Below are 21,811 nucleotides of genomic sequence, written 5' to 3'. Positions count from 1 at the left end.
TGACAAAATCCTAAAACGAATACTGTTTTAGGATTTTGTCCACGTATTAATCATCCAGCTGTTCCGCTTTCTCCTTCGGCATGATGACGTGAATATGCCGGTACAGGTTCACGAATTCGCCCGGCAGCATGCCGCCGTACTCGCCGTCCAGGTTCAGCTGCATCTTTTCTGATACATTGACTTTCACACGGTTCGCTTTTGTGTAAATAATGTGCTGATCGTTAATATGATCGCCTCTGAGCGCCATGCTCGCGACTCTGATAAACTCCGCGAGATTGGCTTTTTTCAAAATAATTAAATCAAACATGCCGTCATTTAGGCTGGAATCAGGGGCCAGCTTCTCGAATCCGCCGACCGAGTTGGTCAGCGTCACTAAAAACAGCATAATTTCGCCTTGAAACAGCTTGCCGTCATATTCAATCTCGACTTCTGTCGGTCGAAGTGAAGGCAGCATTTCCATTCCCTTTAAATAATAAGCAAGCTGGCCGAGCATCGTTTTCAGTTTGCTCGGCACATCATACGTCAGCTCCGTCAGACGGCCTCCGCCGGCGATGTTGATAAAATACTGACCGTTCACCTGTCCGATGTCGATCGGGCGGGCTACGCCGTTAATGACGGTATCAGCGGCATTCAGTATATTCTCTCTCGGAATGCCCAGCGCTCTGGCGAAGTCATTTGTCGTGCCGACCGGAATGATGCCGAGTGTCGGGCGTTTGTCTAACGGCGCAAGGCCGTTGACGACTTCATTAATCGTTCCGTCTCCGCCGGCTGCGATAATCAAGTCAAACTCCCGCAAAGCGGCTTCTTTTGCGGCGTTGGTGGCATCCCCCGCGCATGTGGTGGCATGGGTGGAGGTTTCATAACCGGCTTGTTCAAATTTTTGCAGGACCTGGGCAAGATTTTTCTTAAAAAGCTCCCGTCCTGAAGTCGGATTGTATATTATGCGTGCACGTTTCATTATCTCATCATCCTACTTAAGAGTATCCGATCCATTATTAACACTAACAACCTTTAATTATACTATGACTTGAGAAAATCGCAACAATATGTACAGAAATTGCCAGAAGAAAAAAGGCCCCGGCTCCGTTTAAGGAGCCAAGGCCCGCTGTCTTACTCTTCTTCCGTTCCAGGTTTTTTCTTACGAAATTTCGCTAATACTTCATATACGATCGGCACAATCAGAAGGGTAAGCAGAGTCGAACTGATTAAACCGCCGATAACAGTGACACCGAGTCCTTTAGAAATGACCTGGCTTCCGCCTTCGAAGCCCAATGCCAATGGAAGCAGGGCGCCGATTGTCGCGATCGCCGTCATCAGAATCGGACGCAATCTCGTAGAGCCGGCTTCCAGGAGCGCTTCTCTCGTCGATAAGCCTTCCGCTTCTTTATGGATGACGCGATCAATTAAGACAATCGCATTTGTGACGACGATTCCGATCAGCATCAGCATACCGATCATGGCATTCAGACTGATCGTCTCTCCGGATACATACAGTCCGGCTAATGCGCCGATGACTGTAAACGGAAGCGAGAACAGAATCGCAAACGGCGCTAATGCTCCGCCGAACGTGATCACAAGAACGAGGTATACGATGGCGATTGCGGCAAGCATTGCTAAGCCGAGTTTCGTAAAGGAATCAGCTATATCCGCTGATACACCGCCGGTATCAATCGATACATTGTCCGGGTGATCCAGTTTGTCAACTTTCTTTTGAACGGCTGATGACACCTTCGTGACGTTGTCAGAAGTGACGGTTGCCGTTACGTCAGCGTACACTTTGCCGTCGCGTTTGGAAATGGTATCGGATGTCGTGCCGTTTTTCACTTTCGCCACATCGCCGATTTTTACTTCTTGGCCTGCAGGCGATGTGATGGTTTTATCCTCTAATTCTTTTACACTCTTATACTGGTCTTTTTCTGTTTTGATGTTCACATCAAGCTCTTTGCCGTCCTTTTTCACCGTTGTCAAAGGAGACTGTGACGTTTGGGACATCAGGGCTTGGGAGATTTGCGAAGCCGTCAGGCCCTTCTTGCTGAGTTTCTCCTGGTCAGCGACGAACGTGTACTCATCATATGTGCTGGAAAGGCCTGAGTTGACGTCTTTCAGATCCTTCTGCTTTTTCATGATGCCTTCGATGTCTTTGACCGTGCCTTTAATATCAGACTCTGAATCTCCGTACACATAGTACGTTAATTCGTTGTTGTTGCCTGACGAACTGAAATTTTGTGATTTCCATTCGCCGCGGCTGGATGTTTTTTTGATTTCTTTTAAGACATTGTCTTTTTCTTTGTCAAAATCAGGCGTGTCATCCTCGTATTTCACGTAGAACAATGCGCCGTTTGAGCTTCCGCCGAGCGGACTTTGCGAGCCTAATGAATACTGAACGGTATCGACATGTTTGCGTTTAAGCAGCATGTCTTCCGCTTTTTGCGCAGCTTTTTCAGCTTCGCTTTTCGTTTCGCCCGGTTCAGGCGTGTATGTGAGCTGCATCGTTTTGTCCGCTTGCGCAGGCAGGTAGCTCGCGCCGATCAGAGGTACGAGGAACAAACTGCCGACAAGCATCAGAACCGCGATGATAGATGTAATCCATTTATGTCTTAATGACCAATTCAGCACTTTTTTATAGAAATTGGCCAATCTGCCCGGCTTATGCTCTTTCGCTTTAACAGGCGCGCCTGTGAGCGATTTTTTGAATAAGCTGTGCGCAAGCATCGGCACCAGTGTGATCGAAATCAACAGCGATGCGGCAAGCGCGAAGACGATTGTTAATGCAAACGGCATAAACAGTTCGCCGATCTGTCCGCCGACCATGGCAAGCGGCAGGAATACGGCAATGGTTACGATCGTTGATGACATGATCGGTTTAAACATTTCTTTCGTCGCTTCACGCACCAATTGCTTCCCGCGTAAAGGTTCATCTTTCAGCCTCATGCGGCGGTAAATGTTTTCGATCACGACAATCGAATCATCGACTACCCGTCCGATGGCGACCGTCATCGCACCGAGCGTCATTATGTTCAATGTGACATCAAGCTGATTCAGCACAAGAAGCGCAATCAGCAGTGACAGCGGGATGGAAACGATAGAAATCATCGTTGATTTAATATCTCTTAAGAATAAGAGAATGATCACGACCGCAAAAATCGCGCCGAAAATCGCTTTGCTTAACATCGTATCCACCGACTCTGTAATCGGCTCTGCCATATCAAGAGTCGAGCTGTACTTGAACCCTTTATGGTCTTTTTTGTATTGATTCAGTTCATCTTTAATCGCATCGGCCACTTCTACCGTGTTGGCGTCATTGGCTTTTACGATATTAATTCCGATGCTGTCCTTTCCGTTCGTGCGGGAAATGGATTCAGCTTTTTTCACATCTTTAATGTCGGCAATGTCAGAAAGCTTGACTGTCGGCACCCCTGCTGCCGCGCTTTGCTGTGCCTGCTGCATAGCCTGAGCGTCCGCCGCAGATGCCGCACCGGCTCCGCCCGTTTGACCTTGAGCGGCAGAAGAAGATGTGACCGGAATTCTCATATCTTTCAGATCTTTAATTGACGTAATATCTCCGTTAACGACAACTGATTTTTCTTTGTTGCCGAACGTGTACAATCCAAGCGGCGTATTGACGTCAGAGCCTTGGATCACTTTCTTGACGGTATCTTCATCAAGTCCGTACTCTTTCATTTTTTTGTCTTTGAAAGAGAATTCCACCTGCTCTTCCTGCTGTCCGGAAACTTGCACGGACGCAACGCCCTGAATGCCTTCAAGCTTAGGTACGAGAGTGTTTTCCACATTTTTGGTCAGGTCTTCAAGCGAGCTTTTGCCGCTTGTCACACTGAGCGTCAAAATCGGGAAAGAGTTGAGGCTGTAACGGGAAATGTCAGGTTTTTTCGCGTCGTCAGGAAGGCTGACACTGTCCAGCGCTTCAGCGACTTCGGTTTTCGCCTTGTCCATATCCTTGTTGTAATCATATTCAATCATAACCGATGAGACGTTTTCAGAGGATGTGGACGTTACGACGCTCACTCCTTCTAAATTCTGGACCGCCTGCTCGATCGGTTTTGTCACGTCATCCGCAACTTGACTCGGAGCAGCTCCGGGATAAGTCGTATTTACTGAAAGGTAAGGCATGTTGACGTCCGGTATGGATTCCTGCTTCATATTCAGACCGGCATACAGCCCTGCTACAGTAACGATAATCGTCATCAGCCAAACTGCGAATTTGTTCTTCAGTACAAAGTTAATAATGTGGTTCATCATGTCCTCCGTTAATTTTTATTGACTGACTGGTCATTCTATATAATACTAAACGGTATAACTCAACATCGTCAACTAATAAGGCAGTAAATTTTTCTAAATTTTTCAGGATTAAGGGGAAGCACGTCATGAACGAAAAAAAAGAGAAAATCATAAAAACAGGCATCCATTTATTTGCCAAAAAAGGGTTTTCTTCAACAACCATTCAGGAAATCGCCGGTGAATGCGGAATTTCAAAAGGGGCCTTCTATCTCCATTTCAAATCAAAAGAAGACCTTTTGCTCTCAGCATGTGAGTATTACATCGGCATGTCTATGGAAGAAATAAAGAAAATCAAAACAGAACATCAACATAAACCGCCTAAGGACGTATTCCGAAAACAAATCGCATATCAATTCCAGGAATTTATGGAACACAAGGACTTTATCATCCTCTTGCTGAGCGAAAAGGTCATTCCTGAAAATCAAAAGGTCAAACAGTATTTTCATGAGGCCAATATTCAATTTAACATGCTGTATCGGGATGCGTTGCTCTCCGTTTACGGAGATGCCGTCACACCGTTTTTAGCGGATGCGTCCGTTATGGCGCAAGGAATTGTGAGCTCCTATATTCATTTCTTGATTTTTAATGAACATACGGCATTCCGGACGGAAAACGTGGCGGCCTTTCTGATTGCCAGAATCGATGATCTGATTACGGGGCTGATAAGAGACAATCCCGATCCGCTGCTGCCTGAGGATATCTTCACTCAGCCCGCGGCGGACAGAGAAAGACTGCTTGCGGATATTCAAAAGATTAAAACACAGCAGGAGCTGCCTGAGGACGTCCTCGTATCGCTTGAAGTCATTGAAGAGGAATGTGCAAAAGAAGAGCCGCGAAAACCGATTATTAAAGGAATGCTGTCCAACTTGGCAGGCAGCGGAAATGAGCAGATTGAAATGCTGCGGGCTTCCATTGAAACCTATTTCAGCTTATAAAAAAAAAGAGACCGGCGCTTACCGGTCTCCATGTCAGCAGCGCCCTTACAGGCGGCTGCTTTTTTTTATCGTTTTTTGATTTCTTCAAGTAAGATCTTGTTGACCATCGGCGGGTTGGCCTGTCCTTTTGAGGCTTTCATAATCTGCCCGACAAGGAAGCCGATCGCGCGGTCTTTTCCGTTTTTGAAGTCTTCAATTGACTGCGGGTTGCTGTCAAGCGCATCTGTTACCAGCTTCAGAAGCACGCTTTCGTCAGAAATCTGAACAAGGCCTTTTTCTTTGACGATTTTTTCTGCGTCGCCGCCTTTTTCAATTAATTCTTTAAAGACTTTCTTCGCGATTTTGGACGAGATGGTTCCTTTTTCAATCAGCTTAATCATGCCGGCAAGGCCTTCAGGAGTCAGTGCGACATCCTCAAGCTCTTTTTGTTCGGCGTTCAGGTAAGCTGAGACTTCACCCATCAGCCAGTTTGATGCCTGCTTGGCTTCTGCGCCTTTATTGACCGTTTCTTCGAAGAAGTCAGCCATTTCTTTCGTCAGCGTCAGAACCATTGCGTCATAAGCCGGCAGGCCGAGCTCTTCGATATAACGCTTGCGGCGCTCATCCGGAAGCTCAGGAATGGTTGCTCTTACGCGTTCTTTCCATTCGTCATCAATGTAGAGCTCGACAAGGTCAGGCTCAGGGAAATAACGATAGTCGTCCGAACCTTCTTTGACACGCATCAAAATGGTTTTTTTCGTCGCTTCATCGTAGCGGCGCGTCTCCTGCTGAATGACTCCGCCTGACAGAAGCACCTGCTCTTGGCGTTTTTCTTCATGCTCAAGGCCTTTTTGCACGAATGCGAAAGAGTTGAGGTTTTTCAGCTCCGTTTTTGTGCCGAATTTCTCCTGGCCGATCGGACGGAGGGAAATGTTGGCGTCACAGCGCAGTGAACCTTCTTCCATTTTACAGTCGGAAACACCTGTGTATTGGATAATTGATTTCAGCTTTTCGAGATATGCGTAAGCTTCCTCCGGTGTGCGGATATCCGGCTCAGATACAATCTCGACAAGCGGCGTGCCCTGGCGGTTGAAGTCAACGAGGGAATAGCCGTCGCCCGTATGCGTCAGTTTTCCCGCATCTTCTTCAAGGTGAAGACGGGTGATGCCGATTTTTTTCGTTTTTCCGCCGACTTCGATTTCGATCCAGCCGTTTTCGCCGATTGGCTTGTCAAATTGAGAAATTTGATATGCCTTCGGGTTGTCCGGGTAGAAATAGTTTTTCCGGTCAAACTTCGTATCCGTTGCGATTTCGCAGTTCAAAGCCATTGCGGCTTTCATCGCGAATTCGACCGCTTCTTTGTTCAAAACGGGCAGCACGCCGGGATAGCCGAGGTCGATGACGCTCGTTTGGGTATTCGCTTCCGCGCCGAATGGCGTCGGTGAGCTTGAGAAAATTTTAGATTTTGTTTTTAATTCCACATGGACTTCAAGTCCGATTACCGTTTCAAAGTTCACTTCATTTCACCCCTTACAGTTCAGGTTTCGCTTTATGATGATCTGTTGCCTGCTCAAAAGCATGAGCGACGCGGTATACAGTGCCTTCATCGAAGTGTTTTCCGATGATTTGCAGTCCGAGCGGCAGTCCGTCCGCAAATCCGCACGGCACGCTGATTCCCGGCACACCCGCGAGGTTGACAGGGATCGTTAAAATATCGTTGGCGTACATTGTGAGCGGATCGCTGGTTTTTTCGCCGATTTTGAATGCCGGTGTCGGCGTTGTCGGTCCGACGATGACATCGTATTTCTCAAATACGTCTTCAAAATCTTTTTTAATAAGCGTGCGCACTTTTTGCGCTTTTTTGTAATACGCGTCATAGTAGCCGGAGCTGAGCGCGAAGGTGCCGAGCATGATGCGGCGCTTCACTTCGTTGCCGAAGCCTTCAGAGCGTGTCTGTTTATAAAGGTCGATCAGGTTGTCCGCATTGTCTGAGCGGTAGCCGTAGCGGATGCCGTCAAAGCGCGCAAGGTTTGCAGACGCTTCGGAAGAAGACAGCAGATAATACGTCGCAAGCGCGTATTTGCTGTGCGGCAGAGATACTTCTTCCCATGTCGCTCCGAGGTCTTCAAGCACTTTTAAAGCGGCTAAAACCGATTCTTTCGCTTCTTTGCCGACGCCTTCTCCGAGATATTCTTTCGGTACGGCGATTTTCAAGCCTTTAATATCGCCAGTTAATGAAGAAAGAAAGTCCGGCACTTCGACATTGGCGCTCGTAGAGTCCATTTTGTCCGGGCCTGAAATCGCCTGAAGAAGGAATGCGTTATCTTCTACGGTTCTTGTGATCGGCCCGATCTGGTCCAGTGAAGACGCAAAAGCGACCAAACCGTAACGCGACACACGTCCGTATGTAGGCTTTAATCCGACGACGCCGCAGAAAGAAGCCGGCTGGCGGATGGAGCCGCCCGTATCAGATCCGAGTGAAAACGGGACTTCGCCCGCGGCAACCGCAGCTGCGGAACCGCCGCTTGATCCGCCGGGAACCGTATCGAGATTCCAAGGGTTTTTCGTCGCTTTGTACGCGGAGTTTTCAGTAGAAGAACCCATCGCGAACTCGTCCATATTCAGCTTTCCGATCGTTACGGCTTCAGCGGCTTGAAGGCGCTCCACAACCGTCGCATCGTAAATCGGATCGAAGTTTTCGAGGATTTTGCTTGAGCATGTGGTGCGAAGCCCTTTGGTCACGATGTTGTCTTTGACGCCGATCGGCATTCCGAAGAGAAGACCGTGTTCAGACCGTCCGTCAACCGCTTCGTCAAGTTCTTTCGCGTAAGCGCGGGCTCTTTCTTCATCAAGCTGTAAAAACGCCTGCACCTTATCATCCACGGATGCGATCCGTTTGTAAGATTCATCAACAAGATCGGAAATCTTGATTTCTTTTTTATGTATCATTTGTTTCAGTTCTGTGATTTTGTGATCAAATAATGACATACTGTCTCCCTCCTTTAATCCAGAATAGATGGCACACGGACATAGCCGTCTTTATGATCGGGAGCATTTTTCATGACATCCTCGACCGGAAGGCCTTTACCCGCTTCATCTTCTCTCATTACGTTTTTCATTTTCAGCACGTGTGTTGTCGGTTCCACGTTATCCGTGTCCACTTCATTAAGCTCCTCGGCAAACGAGATGATGCTGTCAAGCTGTTCTGTAAACATTTCAGCTTCTTCATCCGTAATGGCGAGTCTCGCCAAATGAGCGACATGCTTTACTTCTTCTATAGAAATTCGTGACATAAGATCCACCTCCGCATAATTCTCCGTTTCGTCATATAATACTGATCATATCAAAAACGAGCCCTCTAAAGCAACAAAACGCCGCCTTCTGAGGCATGATGAAACCCTCTCTATTTTATCCTAAATCGGGGAGAAAGAGAAACGAATTATATGTCAGAAAATTTTTACTTTTATAATTTATTGGTAGCGTTTTCATCTCTAAGCTGTTCTATGTTGGCGGGGATTTTTTCCTTGAGCGGGCCAGGTTTCGAGAGTTGATTGATCGGGGATACTTTGTTAGGTTTAGTAACCATAGCCAGCACTAAATCATGCGATCCGCACGGAATGATGACTAAAGGCTGGATCGCCGGCGCATATTCCGGCACTACTAATCTACAGAGGTGATGCAACATTTACATGAAAGAAGAGAGGGTCCAAAAACGTGAGTATTGAATTAATTATATCTCTTGGCATTTACTTTGCTGCCATGCTGTTAATCGGCTGGTACGCATTCAGGAAGACAACGAATATTAATGATTACATGCTGGGCGGAAGAGGACTTGGCCCGTTCGTAACGGCGCTGTCCGCAGGTGCGGCCGATATGAGCGCATGGATGCTGATGGGAGTTCCCGGCGCAATGTTCGCAACGGGGTTATCGACCTTATGGCTGGCGCTCGGTTTGACGATCGGCGCGTATTCAAATTATCTGCTGCTTGCTCCGAGGCTGCGCGCTTACACGGAAGTTGCGGATGATGCGATTACGATTCCCGATTTTTTCGATAAACGGTTCCGCCACTCGTCATCATTGCTGAAAATTGTTTCCGCCGTGATTATTATGATCTTTTTCACACTGTACACATCGTCCGGGATGGTATCCGGAGGCAGGTTATTTGAATCGGCATTCGGCGCCGACTACAAATTCGGTTTGTTTTTAACGGCCGGTGTTGTTGTGCTTTACACGCTGTTTGGCGGTTTCCTCGCTGTCAGTCTGACTGACTTTGTACAGGGAGCGATCATGTTTGCGGCATTAGTGCTTGTGCCGATCGTTGCTTTTACCCAGCTCGGGAGCGTTTCAACGACGATTGATTCGATCAACGCCGTTAACCCGAAACTATTGGATATCTTTAAAGGCGCGAGCGTCATTAGCATTATTTCTTATTTGGCATGGGGACTCGGCTATTACGGCCAGCCTCATATCATCGTACGATTTATGGCGATTAAAGAAGTGAAAGATTTAAAACCCGCCCGCAGAATCGGGATGAGCTGGATGGTTATTTCAGTTGTCGGTTCATTGCTTACCGGGATTATCGGGGTTGCGTATTCTCATCACTTCGGAGTCTCCGTAAAAGATCCGGAAACGATTTTCATTATTTTTTCTAAAATCTTGTTCCATCCGCTGATTACGGGCTTCTTGCTGTCCGCGATTTTAGCGGCGATCATGAGTTCCATTTCCTCACAGCTTCTCGTAACGGCAAGCGCCATTACGGAAGATTTATACCGCGCCTTTTTCAGACGGGAAGCGAGCGATAAAGAATTGGTCATGACCGGACGCCTGTCGGTATTGATCGTGGCCGTTATCGCCATTTTGCTTTCCATGAATCCGAACAGCACCATTCTTGATCTGGTCGGATATGCGTGGGCAGGCTTCGGTTCGGCTATCGGCCCGGCGCTCTTGCTCAGTCTGTACTGGAAACGGATGAATGAATGGGGAGCGCTTGCGGCGATGATTACCGGGGCCGCGGCCGTTTTAATCTGGATCACGACAGGGCTTGCCGCTTCAACCGGCGTATACGAAATCATTCCGGGGTTCTTCCTCAGTCTGATTGCCGGTATTGCCGTCAGCCTGCTGACCAAAAAACCGGCCGATGCTTCTTATCAGCTGTTCAGCCGGATGGAAGCTCTTTTGAAAAACAAGAAATAGACAAAAAGCCGTCAGATTTTATCCCTGACGGCTTTTTTCTTCCGCACTTGTCCTGCTATAAATACTGTGAGAAAATCATATCAATTTATTATAAGAAAAATTGCGGAGGTGCTGTGCAAATTGAGCTGGCCTATCGAACCAGACATTTTATTAAAGCTGGGCATTGCCACGCTGATCGGCATGATCATCGGTCTTGAACGCGAGCTGAAAAACAAACCGCTCGGACTGAAAACCTGTATCGTCATCGCCGTCAGCTCCTGTATGCTGACGATCGTCAGCATTAATGCGGCATATCATTTCCCAAAATATTACCGAATCATGATGGATCCGCTCCGCCTTCCCGCCCAAATCATTTCCGGCGTCGGTTTTATTGGCGCGGGTGTGATCCTGCGTAAAAGCAATGACGTCATATCCGGCCTGACGACATCGGCCATCATCTGGGGCGCAGCCGGGCTCGGTCTGGCTACAGGCGCCGGCTTTTATAAAGAGGCGTTCGCAAGCCTCTTGTTTATCCTGATCAGCGTCGAATTTCTTCCGTGGCTGATCAGAAAAATCGGTCCCAACCGCTTGAAGGAAAAAGATATCCGCGTGAGAATGTCTCTTTCCGATAAAGACAAAATGACCGAGATTTTAAAGGAAATGAAAAGCAAACAGCTCCGCATTCACTCCGTCCGGATTGATGATCTGGGCGAAAAAGAATTTCCGATTATGGAAGTGAAAGTCAGTGTTCATAAAAACCGCTACACCACTGACGTCTATTATGATATTAAAGAAATTCAAGGTGTCGTCGGAGTGAAGTGTGATACGCTATAAAAAAACGCCGGGCTGGATTCAGCCGGCGTTTTTCTATTTATACGAATGCAGAAAAGTTATACTCCGTAATCGGGGTTTCATTTTCGATATCGCGCCTGAAGGTTTTCAGCATCTCAAGTTCCTCGTCCCCGAGTGAATTGAGGTCAAACGCCTGATGCAATAATCCGTAGATCAGCATATGACGCAGCCGGAGGAAATCCGGGATGTGTTCAAGCCAGGCGGGATCAAGGTCATTTTCTTCCCTGTAGCCTTTCATAAAGTGAGTCATGAATTCACCCGTAAACGCGGCCTTGTCTTCATACGGGATGACCGGATACCACAACATGTTGTACAGCAGAATACTGATATCATTCACAAACCAATTGTAGCCGATATCATCAAAATCAAATGCAGTGATTTTTCCGTTGTCCCAATTGAAATTGCCGTGGTGCAGATCGGCGTGCACAAGGCCGTAGTTTTCAGGGTTCTTCGGCAAACGGCGCAGTTTTTCCATTAGAGCATCCGCCCGCTCAAATACGAGATGCTGATCTGCGGGCACGTATTTTCTCAGCTTCAGCTGCTCCTCTTCATCCCATTCCTGCCTTTTATATGTCGGATCGCTCAGACGGTAGCTTTTCGTCAGCCGGTGCATGTTCCCCGTGTACTTTCCAAGCTCGTAAAACAGAGTTCCGTTCCAGTCTGATTCCTCCACTTTGCGTCCGGGCGCTTTTTCATAGACTCTTACTAAAAACGCTCCGCCTTTTCCATCCGGCACTTCTTCGACATCTTTGCCATTTAATGAAGGAATCGGCTTTGCTGCTGAAAGCCCTCCCTTTGCCAGATGATGAAGCCATTCCATTTCTCCGAGAATATATTCCGGTGTTCTTCTGATCGTATGCGTAATTTTTAAAATATAAGGTTCGTTATCTTTCACAATTTCATATACGTAGTTCTCTGCGTCCGCGATAAATTGAAACTTGGTAAAGCCGTATATTTCACCTGCTTCAGCGAGCACCTTATCTTCCTCAAAAATCGCTTTAATATCTTTATGCATGCTGATTCACCCTTTTCATAACGTTTGTAGGCGGTGTGTGTACTCAGCAAATGTCATTCATCAACATTCCTGCCCTTCTTTTTTCACAGCAGATTAGTAACATCCGCTTAGAAATGAAATGTGTTTTCCTGTTAATTCCTGATTATACAAATATCTTAACATACCTCATTCCTCGCTCCAACGATATTCACATTAAAAAAACCCTTGCTCATACAGAAATGAACAAGGGCATCTTGGTTAATCGTAAATATGGACGGTCGGTTCTTTGTCACCCGCATTGCGGACGATCAGCGCTTCCTGCCCATCAGACGAGGTAATGTTAATTTCGACATCAACTGAGCCTTTTGAATAATAATCCATCAGCTCACCTGTTAAGTATTGGGTGAAGGCGATGACTTCGCTTTTCCCGTAAAATTGCATCGGGATTTCAATCTTCATTTTTCTCATTTCATCGTTTTCGTACATTGCCGTTCCGACGACTCCGGTGTAATTCGGGAAGTAGCTGTCGATGGCGTTTTTGAAGCGTTTAAATACTTCGGAATCATCAGGGTATTTCTTTGCCGTGTCTGTATCCGCCGGATAGAAGACGTACTTTTCTTTGACATCATCCCAGTTTGAAATGGTGGATGAGCCGGCTTTGACTTCTGTTTTTGCAATGTAATTCCCCGGTACGATTGATGTTTTCGGCGCTTGTTTATAAAGGGCGACGGTAATCGGCACATTTTTCAGGTTATCCATTTTCCGAAGGCGGTTAACGACTTCCTGAGCGATTTCTTCACCGTGGCTGCGGATCGTTTTGTCACTGAGCTCCACTTCCTGCTGCGGATCACCTGTGTTTTCACGGTAATAGTATACAGAGTTGAGAGCGAGACCGATCATGATACCGCCAAGCTGGATGGAATTTTTATCTTTTCTTACTAAGTAATCCTGCTCAAGCATGGACGCTAAGTAAATCGGGCTGTTTTCATTTTTCTCTTTTGCCGATCCCGAGCTTGGCAGCACGGGATTTAAGCCGAGATTCTGAAAATTGGAATCTGCCTTTTTCGCCTTTTTCAGATCACTGCCTTCTTTTTTGCGGTCAAGCCAGCTGAGTACCGTGTCCTCATCTAAATACTGGCCTTCCTGATACAAATAGTCATCCGTCGGGAACGTGTCTTGAGCGAGCCGCATCAGACCCGTCTCGAATTCATCGATGTCCAGCCTCGTGTTCAGCCGGTCCGCAGTCAGGCCGCGCGCTTTTCCGGCCTTAAACGGAAGCACCATTTTATAGTAGGAATCAGAGATATTATATTTCGGTATGATCGCTTTTTCAGAAGACTTTGCCGTTTTCTGCGTGATCTCTTCCTCTTTGTTCCCCCCGAAACTCGGCGAACAGGCCGACAGCATGAGTACTGCCGCCGTTGCCGTCGCCGCCAATGCCAACATCTTTTTCAATAGAAAACACTCCTCTTATTTCTTTAGCTCTCCCAATAGCTGTGCTTCATTCCATACTTCAATATTTAATTCCTGCGCTTTTGTCAGCTTGCTTCCGGCCGCTTCTCCGGCAATCAGCAAGTCTGTTTTTTTGCTGACAGATCCCGTCAGCTTTCCGCCGAGCGCTTCAATCTGCGCCTTGGCTTCATTTCTGGACAGCTCTTCAAGCTTTCCGGTCAACACGATGGTTTTGCCGGCAAAATAAGAGTCGCTGTCCTCCGCTTTTACTTTTTTCGGGCCTTTGTAGAGTGTGTTCACACCGAGTTCCTCAAGTTCATTCAATAGCTCAAGCATTTCTTCTTTGCGGAAATAGGTGATAACGGCATCGGCCATCTTTTCGCCGATTTCATCCACCGCAAGCAGCTCTTCTTCCGTGGCTTGTTTCAGATTTTCCAGGCTTTCAAAATGCATGGCGAGTGTTTTGGCCGCTTTTGAGCCGATAAAACGGATGCCGAGACCGAACAGCAGGCGTTCCAGCGAATTCTCTTTCGACTTTTGGATGGAGCTGATCAGATTGTCAGTTGATTTTTCCCCCATCCGCTCAAGCCGGATGACCTGCTCTTTCGTCAGCTTATACAAATCAGCGACATTACGGACGAGATGTTCACGGAAAAGCTGTGTGATGACACGTTCTCCGAGTCCGTCAATATTCATCGCGTTGCGTGAGACAAAGTGAATCAGGCCTTCTCTGATCTGCGCCGGACATTCCGGATTGATGCAGCGCAGCGCGACTTCTCCTTCAATGCGGACAAGTTCGCTTTCGCACTCAGGGCAGCTGGTCGGCATATTGAATTCTTTTTCTTCCCCGGTCCGCTGTTCGATTAAGACATTGACGACCTCAGGGATGATGTCGCCCGCTTTTTTGACGACCACTTTATCGAGAATGCGGATATCCTTCTCTTTAATTAAATCTTCGTTGTGAAGGGATGCTCTTGAGACCGTCGTTCCCGCGACTTTTACCGGTTCCAGAACGGCGGTCGGCGTAATGACGCCCGTTCTTCCGACATTCAGTTCGATATCGAGCAGTTTTGTCACGACCTCTTCCGCCGGGAATTTATAAGCAATCGCCCAGCGCGGGCTTTTTGCCGTATACCCGAGCTCTTCCTGCTGGTCGAGCGAATCGACTTTGATGACGATTCCGTCAATTTCATACGGGAGATCGGCCCGCTTCGCCTGCAGCTCTTCGATCATTTCAATGACTTCATCTATCGTGGCGCATTTTTTCCGTTCCTGGTTTGTTTTAAAACCGAGCTCATCCAGAAAATCCAGGCCCTGACTCTGTGTTTCCACACCCATTTCGTCAAGCTCCGCTATACTGTAGACGAAGATGTCAAGATTTCGTTTCGCTGCAATTTTCGGATCGAGCTGTCTGAGTGAGCCCGCAGCCGCGTTCCGGGGATTGGCGAACGGCTCCTCTTCATGTTTCAGCCTTTCTTCATTGAGCGCTTCAAATGACTGTTTCGGCATGTACGCCTCTCCGCGCACTTCTATGGAAAGATTCCGTTTCATTTTCAGCGGAATGTTGCGGATCGTTTTTAAGTTTTCCGTGATATCTTCGCCCGTCGTTCCGTCTCCTCTTGTCGCGCCTCTGACGAAATAGCCGTCTTCATAACGGAGAGAAACAGCAAGACCGTCTATTTTCAGCTCCACATTATAAGCAACGCCGTCACCGACAGCCTGACGGACCCGGCGGTCAAAATCGCGCAGATCATCATCGTTAAATGCGTTGCCGAGACTGAGCATCGGCGTGCCGTGCTGCACCTTTTGAAACGATTCAAGCACCGCTCCCCCGACCCGCTGTGTGGGCGAATCAGGCGTTCTGAGTTCCGGGTGCTCTTCCTCTATGGCAATCAGCTCCTGAATCAGTCTGTCGTACTCGGAATCCGGCACGCTCGGTTCATCTAAGGTGTAATATTCATAACTGTACTGATCGATGGTGCGGCGCAATTCTTCTGCCCGGTGTTTCGCTGTTTCTTTGTCCATCATGTTCTTCCTTTCCTCTTCAGGTTACTGCTTTTCAATCGGCGCAAAAGCGGCAAGCAGACGCTTCACGCCGACTGGGCTCGGGAATGCGATATCAAGCTCGGTGCTTTCGCCTTCTCCTTTTACGCTGACAACCGTTCCGGTGCCCCATTTTTTATGGCCCGCTTTATCGCCGACCGCCCAGCTGAGCGAGTCGCCGCCTGTTTTGTTCGCATAGGAAACGGGACGGGATACGGGCCCGCGTTTTTGCTGCACTTTTCTTCCCGGCTGCATGCGAGGTGTTTTCTTCTCATTTAGGTTCTCCAATAAATCGCCAGGTATTTCCCTGATAAAGCGGGATTCCGGATTCATATTGGTGCGGCCGAATAAGGTGCGCATTTTGGCATTCGTTAAATACAGTTCTTCTTCCGCCCTCGTAATGCCTACATATGCGAGCCTGCGTTCTTCTTCCATCTCGGCTTCTTCCATCAGGGAGCGGCTGTGCGGGAACACGCCTTCTTCCATGCCCATTAAGAACACGACAGGAAATTCAAGCCCCTTAGCGGCGTGCAGTGTCATTAAAGTGACGGCATCCTTTCCGCCTGATTCCTCTTCCTTCTGGTCGAGCTGGTCAATATCCGCAATCAGCGCCAAATCAGTCAGAAACGCAACGAGAGACTTGTCTTCGCTTTTTTGTTCGAAGTTTTTCGTCACGGAAAGAAACTCGTCGATATTTTCAAGGCGGCTTTGGGCTTCGATTGATTTTTCGGCCTTCAGCATTTCTCTGTATTCCGTTTTCTCGAGAATTTCTTCCGTGAGTTCCGTAATGGACAGGTAATCCTGCATGTTCGTCAGATTTTCAATCATCGCGCCAAAGCCGTCAAGCGCGTTTGCCGCTTTCGCGCTGACGCCGATGAAATCAACCTGTTTGATCGCCTGGAACATTGACATTCCGTTCATCGCCGCATATGAAGCGATTTTTTCTAGCGAAGTGGCGCCGACGCCCCGCTTCGGCACATTGACGATCCGCGTAAAACTGATGTCGTCGTCCGGGTTTGACACAAGGCGCAGGTATGCGAGAATGTCTTTAATTTCTTTCCTGTCGTAGAACTTGGTTCCGCCGACGATATTGTAGTTCAGTCCGGATTTTAAAAGGGTTTCCTCAATGACGCGCGACTGGGCGTTTGTCCGGTATAAAATCGCGATATCGGAAAGCTTCCGCCGCCCCGAGCTGTGCAGCTCATAAATTTTCCCCGCGACGAATTGGCCTTCGCCGAATTCATTGTCGCCGCTGTAATAAGAAAGCTTGATGCCTTCGTCATTTTCCGTCCACAGGTTTTTCGGCTTGCGGTTTGAGTTGTTTTTGATCACTTCGTTAGCCGCCTGCAGAATCCGCTTTGTTGAGCGGTAGTTTTGCTCGAGCAAAATCACGTTTGCGCTCGGATAATCTTTTTCAAAGGAAAGGATATTCGCGATATCCGCCCCGCGCCATCTGTAAATGGACTGGTCGGAGTCACCGACGACGCAGATATTTTCAAGACGGGCCGCAAGCTGCTTCACAAGCAGGTATTGTGCCCTGTTCGTATCCTGATACTCGTCTACGTGAATGTACTGGAATTTGCGCTGATAAAACTCAAGCACTTCCGGCACACGCTCGAAAAGCTTAATCGTCGTCATGATTAAATCATCAAAATCAAGCGATTGGTTTTTCAGCAGTTTTTTCTGATAATCGGTATACACGTCACTCGTGACCTGATCGTAGTAGCCGCCGGCCGATTTTGCGAATTCCTCAGGTTCGATCAGCTCGTTTTTTGCGCTGCTGATGGACCCTAAAATACTTCTCGGATCAAACTTTTTCGGATCGATATTCCGCTCTTTCAGAATCCCTTTAATAACGGAAAGCTGATCAGCCGTATCAAGAATGGAGAAATTTCGGTTGATGCCGATTCTGTCAATATCCCTGCGCAGAATCCGCACGCACATGCTGTGGAAAGTGGAAATCCAGATTTCATCCGCGCCGGGTCCGAGAATGCTCTCTACCCTCTCCTTCATTTCTCTGGCGGCTTTATTTGTAAATGTAATCGCCAGAATGTTCCATGGCGCCACGTGTTTTTCCGCCATTAAGTATGCGATTCTGTGCGTCAGCACACGTGTTTTTCCGCTTCCCGCGCCCGCCATCAGAAGCAGCGGACCGTCCGTCGTCTTGACCGCTTCCTGCTGAACGGGATTTAATCCGCTTAATAATTGATTGCTAATGTAATTCATATCCGTTCACCGCCTATCAAACATATGTTCTATCATAAATCAATTTCGTCCGCTTGGCTACTTTGTCTTTACAGCCGCCACCGTTTTAAGCGCCTGATCAAAATCTTCATATACGGCATTTCCGACAACGATGACATCGGCATGACGGCCGAACCGTTCCGCCGTTTCCGCGTCTTTAATGCCGCCTCCGTAAAACAGGACGGACTTGTCCAGCACAGCCTTCGTTTTCTCCACCGTTTCTATGTCCGCCAGCATCCCGCTGTATTCCAGATAAAAAATCGGGAGATGAAGCAAATGCTCCGCGACCCGCGCATAGGCGAGAATATCTTCTGTTTCTATATGTGTATCCGCCTCCGTCAAAGCGGCCGCCTTACAATCAGGGTTGACGATGCAGTAGCCCTCCGTCACGATTTCCTCCACTGACATGAGCTCTCCGTATTCTTTCATCGCCTGATGATGCATGCCGACAATCCAGTCCGCCTTTTTGCTGTTGAGCACACTCGGAATGAAATAAAGATCAAACCCGGGCACAATGGAATCAATCGTCGACACCTCAAGTACGCACGGCACTAAAAACCGCCGCACCTTTGACATCAGTCTCAGCACATTGTCCTCGGTGATATTGTCGCTTCCTCCGATCACAATGGCGTCAGTCCCTGATTCACAAAGCCGTTCCAGTTGTTCATCCGGTAAATCTTTATTCGGATCGAGTTTAAAAACATGCTTCCACTCGTTAACATCGTACATGCGTTTTCGTTCCTCCATTCGTTTCTTGCCATTTAAACATTATAACAAATTCGTTTGGCCCGGAAAAACGGAAAAAGACGTCATTCACCTGATTCACAAAAAAAGATTGCGCTCCGCCGGACGGGAAACGGCTATGTTTGAAAACAGACAATATGTGGAATGTCAAAGAGAAAAAAGACAAGGAGTCTGATCTCAATGGAACAAGCCATTATCGTACTGATTTGTATATTGATTTTTATTATTTTAGTTCCCGCCGCATTGTTTCTCTGGATATACATAAGAGACGAAAAGCAGGAAGAACATTCAGTGCTGCGCAATTATCCCGCAGCGGGAAAACTGCGCTATATATTTGAAAAAATCGGACCTGAGCTGCGGCAGTATTTATTCAGCAATGATAACGAAGAACAGCCGTTTTCCCGGAGAGAATATGAACAGACGGTCATGTCCGGAAAGTATAAGAGCAGAATGATGGGCTTCGGCTCAGAACGGGATTTCGATCAGCCGGGCTATTATATCCGTAACGCCCTCTTCCCGAAACAAAGGGAGGAGCTGCGCGCAGATCAGACGCCGAAGATCGACACGATGGTATACAAGATTGACAAAGACAACCTGCTGAAACGCAGCGAACACCGCGAAAAAGCAAAAGCGGACCCTTATTACCTGCATCCGGACGATGTGCAAGTGATCGGCCGCGACACATGCAAGAAGCCGTTTTATGTGAAAGGGTTAATCGGACAATCAGCGATGAGCTACGGCTCACTTGGCGACAGGGCAATCACCGCCCTGTCAAAAGGGCTGCACCAGGCCGGCGGCACATGGATGAATACAGGCGAAGGCGGCCTGTCTGAGTATCACCTGAAAGGCGGCGCGGATATTATCTGCCAAATCGGCCCCGGGCTGTTCGGCGTCCGCACCGAAGATGGAGAATTTTCGTGGGAAGAATTCAAGAAAAAAAGCCGCCTCGAGCAGATTAAAGCCTTTGAATTAAAGCTTGCACAAGGGGCGAAAGCAAGAGGCGGGCATATTGACGGTTCAAAGGTAACCGAAGAAATTGCCGCCATCAGAAATGTGCAGCCCGGACAATCCATTGACAGCCCAAACCGCTTCAACGAGTTCTCAAATGTTCCGGACATGCTTGATTTCATTGAGAAATTAAGGACTGTCGGTGAAAAACCGGTCGGCATCAAAATTGTCCCGGGCAGCCGCAAAGACCTTGAAGACCTTATTTCCTGTATGAGTTCATCAGGCAAACTTCCCGACTTTATTACGATTGACGGAAGTGAAGGGGGAACGGGAGCTTCTTTCCATGAGCTGGCGGATTCCGTCGGCCTGCCGATTCTGACCGGCCTCCCCCTTGTTGACGGCCTTTTGAAGACATACGGGATAAGAAATAAGCTGAAAATTTTCGCATCCGGAAAGCTGCTCACTCCGGATAAGATTGCCGTTGCCCTCGCGTTAGGCGCGGATTTTGTCAATATTGCCCGGGGAATGATGTTTTCAGTCGGCTGTATCCGCGCTCAAGTATGCCACACCAATCATTGTCCTGTCGGAGTGGCGACAACCGATCCAAAACTTCAGCGCGCGCTCAGTATCGAGGATAAACAGCACCGCGTCTGCAACTACGTGCTCTCGTTGCGTGAAGGGCTGTTTCACCTCGCCGCGGCGGCGGGCATCAGCTCACCGATTCATTTCTCAGCTGAACACATCGTATACCGGGAGGAAGACGGAAGCCTGAGGGAACTTCCCGGCCTTTTGAATCAGCACGCATAAAAAAAACCGCCTGCCGTCATCGGCAGAGCGGTTTTTTACGTAGCTGAGGAGGATTCTCCTTTGTTTACGCGGTCAAGCGCCATTTCATAGGCGTCGTTACCGTAATTTAAGCATCTCTTCACCCGGGAAATCGTCGCTGTGGAAGCACCCGTTTCGCTTTCTATTTTGTGATACGTATTTCCTTCGCGGAGCATTCTCGCCACTTCCAAACGCTGCGCCAGCGATTGGATTTCATTAATCGTACAAAGATCGTCAAAGAAACGATAGCATTCCTCCAGATCTTTCAGCGATAAAATAGATAAAAATAACTGGTCCAGTTCTTTTCCGCGTAATTTATCGATTTGCATCGTCAAACACCTTCTCCTTTACTAATGGAAGCTGCATCGAGATCAGGCACGATATTAATCCATGTCTTTCCTGGCACAAACGGAAGAATCTCATTGCCTTTTACGGGCAGAATACGGCCGTCTTTATATTCCCAGTCTGACTCCATAACATCGCCGTGCTGAAGCAGGAGGCCCTTCCCCCCTGACTGAATATCGATGGCCCGCCTTCCATCTTTGTCTGTCATGCGATGGCCGGCTTCAACAATAAAAATGTTGTGCATGGCTAAAGGCTTTCCGGTCTCCCGGTCTGTCGCTTTCACACCATCAGAGCTTCTTGTATAAGCATCAGCTTTTTTATCATAATCGTATTCGACAAGATTTGTAATGTTTTGTGTTCCATAATCTATCCGAATATTGTAGGTTTCATTTCCTGGTTTTGCATCTGATGTCTGAAATGGGAGCGGTTCTGTTTTTCCGTTCAGCTTGTATCCTTTTTGTTCCGCCGCCTTCCTGATATTGTCATACGACGTGTAGGAATTGTGGGGCGGCTTGCTGAAATCGGCTCTCCAAAACAGGCTTCCGTCAAAATCCAAACCGTTTATATAATCGTAAGCTCCGGACTCCAGCTGCTTTTTTGCGCCGGGACTCCAGCCATGATGGACAAATATGCTGTTAAACCCGCTGCTGAGCGTGACAAAATATTCCCTCGCGCTCCGCACAGGCCCGACCGTTTCCGGCATCTCACTTTGAAAAATCGCGAGAAACCGCGTAATCCGGCCCTCCGCGAGCGCTTCGATGACAACATCCGCCTTTGACAGCCCGGATTGGGGCCTCGCCTTCGGATGATTGTTCACTGCGACTGCAATCGGACGGCGTTCTGCAAGCTTCTGCTCAGTTTTCAGCCCCGTTAAAGGAGCTTCCGCTTCTTTCGGCTGCACCTGATCGGCATTGTTCTGCCGGCAGGCGGCAAGCAGCAAAAACGCAAAACAAAGCATACAAACGGTTTTCCATCTTTTCAT

Annotated in this window: 16 protein-coding genes; 4 read left to right on the top strand and 12 right to left on the bottom strand. The window is 48.0% G+C overall.

Translation table 11 applies throughout. The features are described from left to right. Window positions 1-46: 46 nt before the first annotated feature. The gene (locus tag D5S11_RS13100; protein ID WP_015239327.1) at window positions 47-958 is read right to left on the bottom strand and encodes a diacylglycerol kinase; all 912 of its coding nucleotides are present in this window, start codon (window positions 956-958) and stop codon (window positions 47-49) included. Window positions 959-1,110: 152 nt separating this feature from the next. Further along, the gene (locus tag D5S11_RS13095) at window positions 1,111-4,254 is read right to left on the bottom strand and encodes an efflux RND transporter permease subunit (protein WP_108725129.1); all 3,144 of its coding nucleotides are present in this window, start codon (window positions 4,252-4,254) and stop codon (window positions 1,111-1,113) included. 128 nt (window positions 4,255-4,382) lie between these two features. Between D5S11_RS13095 and D5S11_RS13090 the strand changes: the two genes are divergently transcribed. Next, window positions 4,383-5,231, top strand: a complete 849-nt coding sequence (locus D5S11_RS13090) for a TetR/AcrR family transcriptional regulator (RefSeq protein WP_032871752.1) — start codon at window positions 4,383-4,385, stop codon at window positions 5,229-5,231. A gap of 65 nt (window positions 5,232-5,296) precedes the next feature. Here the strand turns inward: D5S11_RS13090 and gatB are convergent, their stop codons facing one another. The 3 genes from gatB to gatC are packed head-to-tail and all read right to left on the bottom strand — an operon-like array spanning window position 5,297 to window position 8,503. Next, a complete protein-coding gene (gene gatB, locus D5S11_RS13085; RefSeq protein WP_003155730.1) occupies window positions 5,297-6,727 on the bottom strand; it encodes an Asp-tRNA(Asn)/Glu-tRNA(Gln) amidotransferase subunit GatB in 1,431 nt (476 codons plus the stop codon). Window positions 6,728-6,740: 13 nt separating this feature from the next. Continuing rightward, the gene (gene gatA / locus D5S11_RS13080; RefSeq protein WP_007408915.1) at window positions 6,741-8,198 is read right to left on the bottom strand and encodes an Asp-tRNA(Asn)/Glu-tRNA(Gln) amidotransferase subunit GatA; all 1,458 of its coding nucleotides are present in this window, start codon (window positions 8,196-8,198) and stop codon (window positions 6,741-6,743) included. Window positions 8,199-8,212: 14 nt separating this feature from the next. Further along, a complete protein-coding gene (gatC, locus tag D5S11_RS13075) occupies window positions 8,213-8,503 on the bottom strand; it encodes an Asp-tRNA(Asn)/Glu-tRNA(Gln) amidotransferase subunit GatC (RefSeq protein ID WP_003155732.1) in 291 nt (96 codons plus the stop codon). A gap of 421 nt (window positions 8,504-8,924) precedes the next feature. On the opposite strand from gatC, the gene putP reads away from it, so the two are divergent. Continuing rightward, a complete protein-coding gene (gene putP / locus D5S11_RS13070) occupies window positions 8,925-10,403 on the top strand; it encodes a sodium/proline symporter PutP (protein WP_007408914.1) in 1,479 nt (492 codons plus the stop codon). A gap of 120 nt (window positions 10,404-10,523) precedes the next feature. Continuing rightward, window positions 10,524-11,216 (top strand): MgtC/SapB family protein, encoded by a 693-nt coding sequence (locus D5S11_RS13065; protein WP_003155735.1) that lies wholly within the window; start codon window positions 10,524-10,526, stop codon window positions 11,214-11,216. Between the two features lie 37 nt (window positions 11,217-11,253). Here the strand turns inward: D5S11_RS13065 and D5S11_RS13060 are convergent, their stop codons facing one another. From D5S11_RS13060 to pcrB, 5 genes are all read right to left on the bottom strand, one after another. After that, window positions 11,254-12,249 carry a phosphotransferase enzyme family protein gene (locus tag D5S11_RS13060; protein ID WP_039062736.1) on the bottom strand — a complete coding sequence of 332 codons (996 nt, stop codon included), beginning with the start codon at window positions 12,247-12,249 and terminating at the stop codon, window positions 11,254-11,256. Between the two features lie 237 nt (window positions 12,250-12,486). Further along, complete coding sequence (locus D5S11_RS13055) at window positions 12,487-13,683, bottom strand: CamS family sex pheromone protein (RefSeq protein WP_007408912.1); 1,197 nt, start codon at window positions 13,681-13,683, stop codon at window positions 12,487-12,489. Window positions 13,684-13,698: 15 nt separating this feature from the next. Further along, window positions 13,699-15,705, bottom strand: a complete 2,007-nt coding sequence (gene ligA / locus D5S11_RS13050) for an NAD-dependent DNA ligase LigA (protein ID WP_015239322.1) — start codon at window positions 15,703-15,705, stop codon at window positions 13,699-13,701. Window positions 15,706-15,729: 24 nt separating this feature from the next. Continuing rightward, complete coding sequence (gene pcrA / locus D5S11_RS13045; RefSeq protein ID WP_032867578.1) at window positions 15,730-17,949, bottom strand: DNA helicase PcrA; 2,220 nt, start codon at window positions 17,947-17,949, stop codon at window positions 15,730-15,732. A gap of 57 nt (window positions 17,950-18,006) precedes the next feature. Continuing rightward, a complete protein-coding gene (pcrB, locus tag D5S11_RS13040; protein WP_108725130.1) occupies window positions 18,007-18,696 on the bottom strand; it encodes a heptaprenylglyceryl phosphate synthase in 690 nt (229 codons plus the stop codon). A 195-nt stretch (window positions 18,697-18,891) separates the two neighbouring features. Here pcrB and D5S11_RS13035 point away from each other — a divergent pair, with 195 nt between their 5' ends. Beyond that, entirely contained in the window at window positions 18,892-20,466 is a 1,575-nt protein-coding gene (locus D5S11_RS13035; RefSeq protein WP_032867582.1) for an FMN-binding glutamate synthase family protein, read from the top strand. Window positions 20,467-20,501: 35 nt separating this feature from the next. Here D5S11_RS13035 and D5S11_RS13030 read toward each other — a convergent pair whose 3' ends face one another. Further along, entirely contained in the window at window positions 20,502-20,813 is a 312-nt protein-coding gene (locus tag D5S11_RS13030) for a YerC/YecD family TrpR-related protein (protein WP_003155745.1), read from the bottom strand. A gap of 2 nt (window positions 20,814-20,815) precedes the next feature. Continuing rightward, window positions 20,816-21,811, bottom strand: a complete 996-nt coding sequence (locus D5S11_RS13025; protein ID WP_108725131.1) for a DUF3048 domain-containing protein — start codon at window positions 21,809-21,811, stop codon at window positions 20,816-20,818.

Source organism: Bacillus sp. L75 (genome assembly GCF_003676355.1).
Classification (GTDB): domain Bacteria; phylum Bacillota; class Bacilli; order Bacillales; family Bacillaceae; genus Bacillus; species Bacillus velezensis.
This window is presented reverse-complemented; position numbering and strand designations above follow the sequence as displayed.

What these genes read in the sequence shown, in the direction of transcription:
- D5S11_RS13100 (WP_015239327.1), bottom strand. Translation starts at nt 958, where the DNA reads ATGAAACGTGCACGCATAATATACAATCCGACTTCAGGACGGGAGCTT.
- D5S11_RS13095 (WP_108725129.1), bottom strand. Translation starts at nt 4,254, where the DNA reads ATGAACCACATTATTAACTTTGTACTGAAGAACAAATTCGCAGTTTGG.
- D5S11_RS13090 (WP_032871752.1), top strand. Translation starts at nt 4,383, where the DNA reads ATGAACGAAAAAAAAGAGAAAATCATAAAAACAGGCATCCATTTATTT.
- gatA (WP_007408915.1), bottom strand. Translation starts at nt 8,198, where the DNA reads ATGTCATTATTTGATCACAAAATCACAGAACTGAAACAAATGATACAT.
- gatC (WP_003155732.1), bottom strand. Translation starts at nt 8,503, where the DNA reads ATGTCACGAATTTCTATAGAAGAAGTAAAGCATGTCGCTCATTTGGCG.
- D5S11_RS13060 (WP_039062736.1), bottom strand. Translation starts at nt 12,249, where the DNA reads ATGCATAAAGATATTAAAGCGATTTTTGAGGAAGATAAGGTGCTCGCT.
- ligA (WP_015239322.1), bottom strand. Translation starts at nt 15,705, where the DNA reads ATGGACAAAGAAACAGCGAAACACCGGGCAGAAGAATTGCGCCGCACC.
- pcrA (WP_032867578.1), bottom strand. Translation starts at nt 17,949, where the DNA reads ATGAATTACATTAGCAATCAATTATTAAGCGGATTAAATCCCGTTCAG.
- pcrB (WP_108725130.1), bottom strand. Translation starts at nt 18,696, where the DNA reads ATGTACGATGTTAACGAGTGGAAGCATGTTTTTAAACTCGATCCGAAT.
- D5S11_RS13035 (WP_032867582.1), top strand. Translation starts at nt 18,892, where the DNA reads ATGGAACAAGCCATTATCGTACTGATTTGTATATTGATTTTTATTATT.
- D5S11_RS13030 (WP_003155745.1), bottom strand. Translation starts at nt 20,813, where the DNA reads ATGCAAATCGATAAATTACGCGGAAAAGAACTGGACCAGTTATTTTTA.
- D5S11_RS13025 (WP_108725131.1), bottom strand. Translation starts at nt 21,811, where the DNA reads ATGAAAAGATGGAAAACCGTTTGTATGCTTTGTTTTGCGTTTTTGCTG.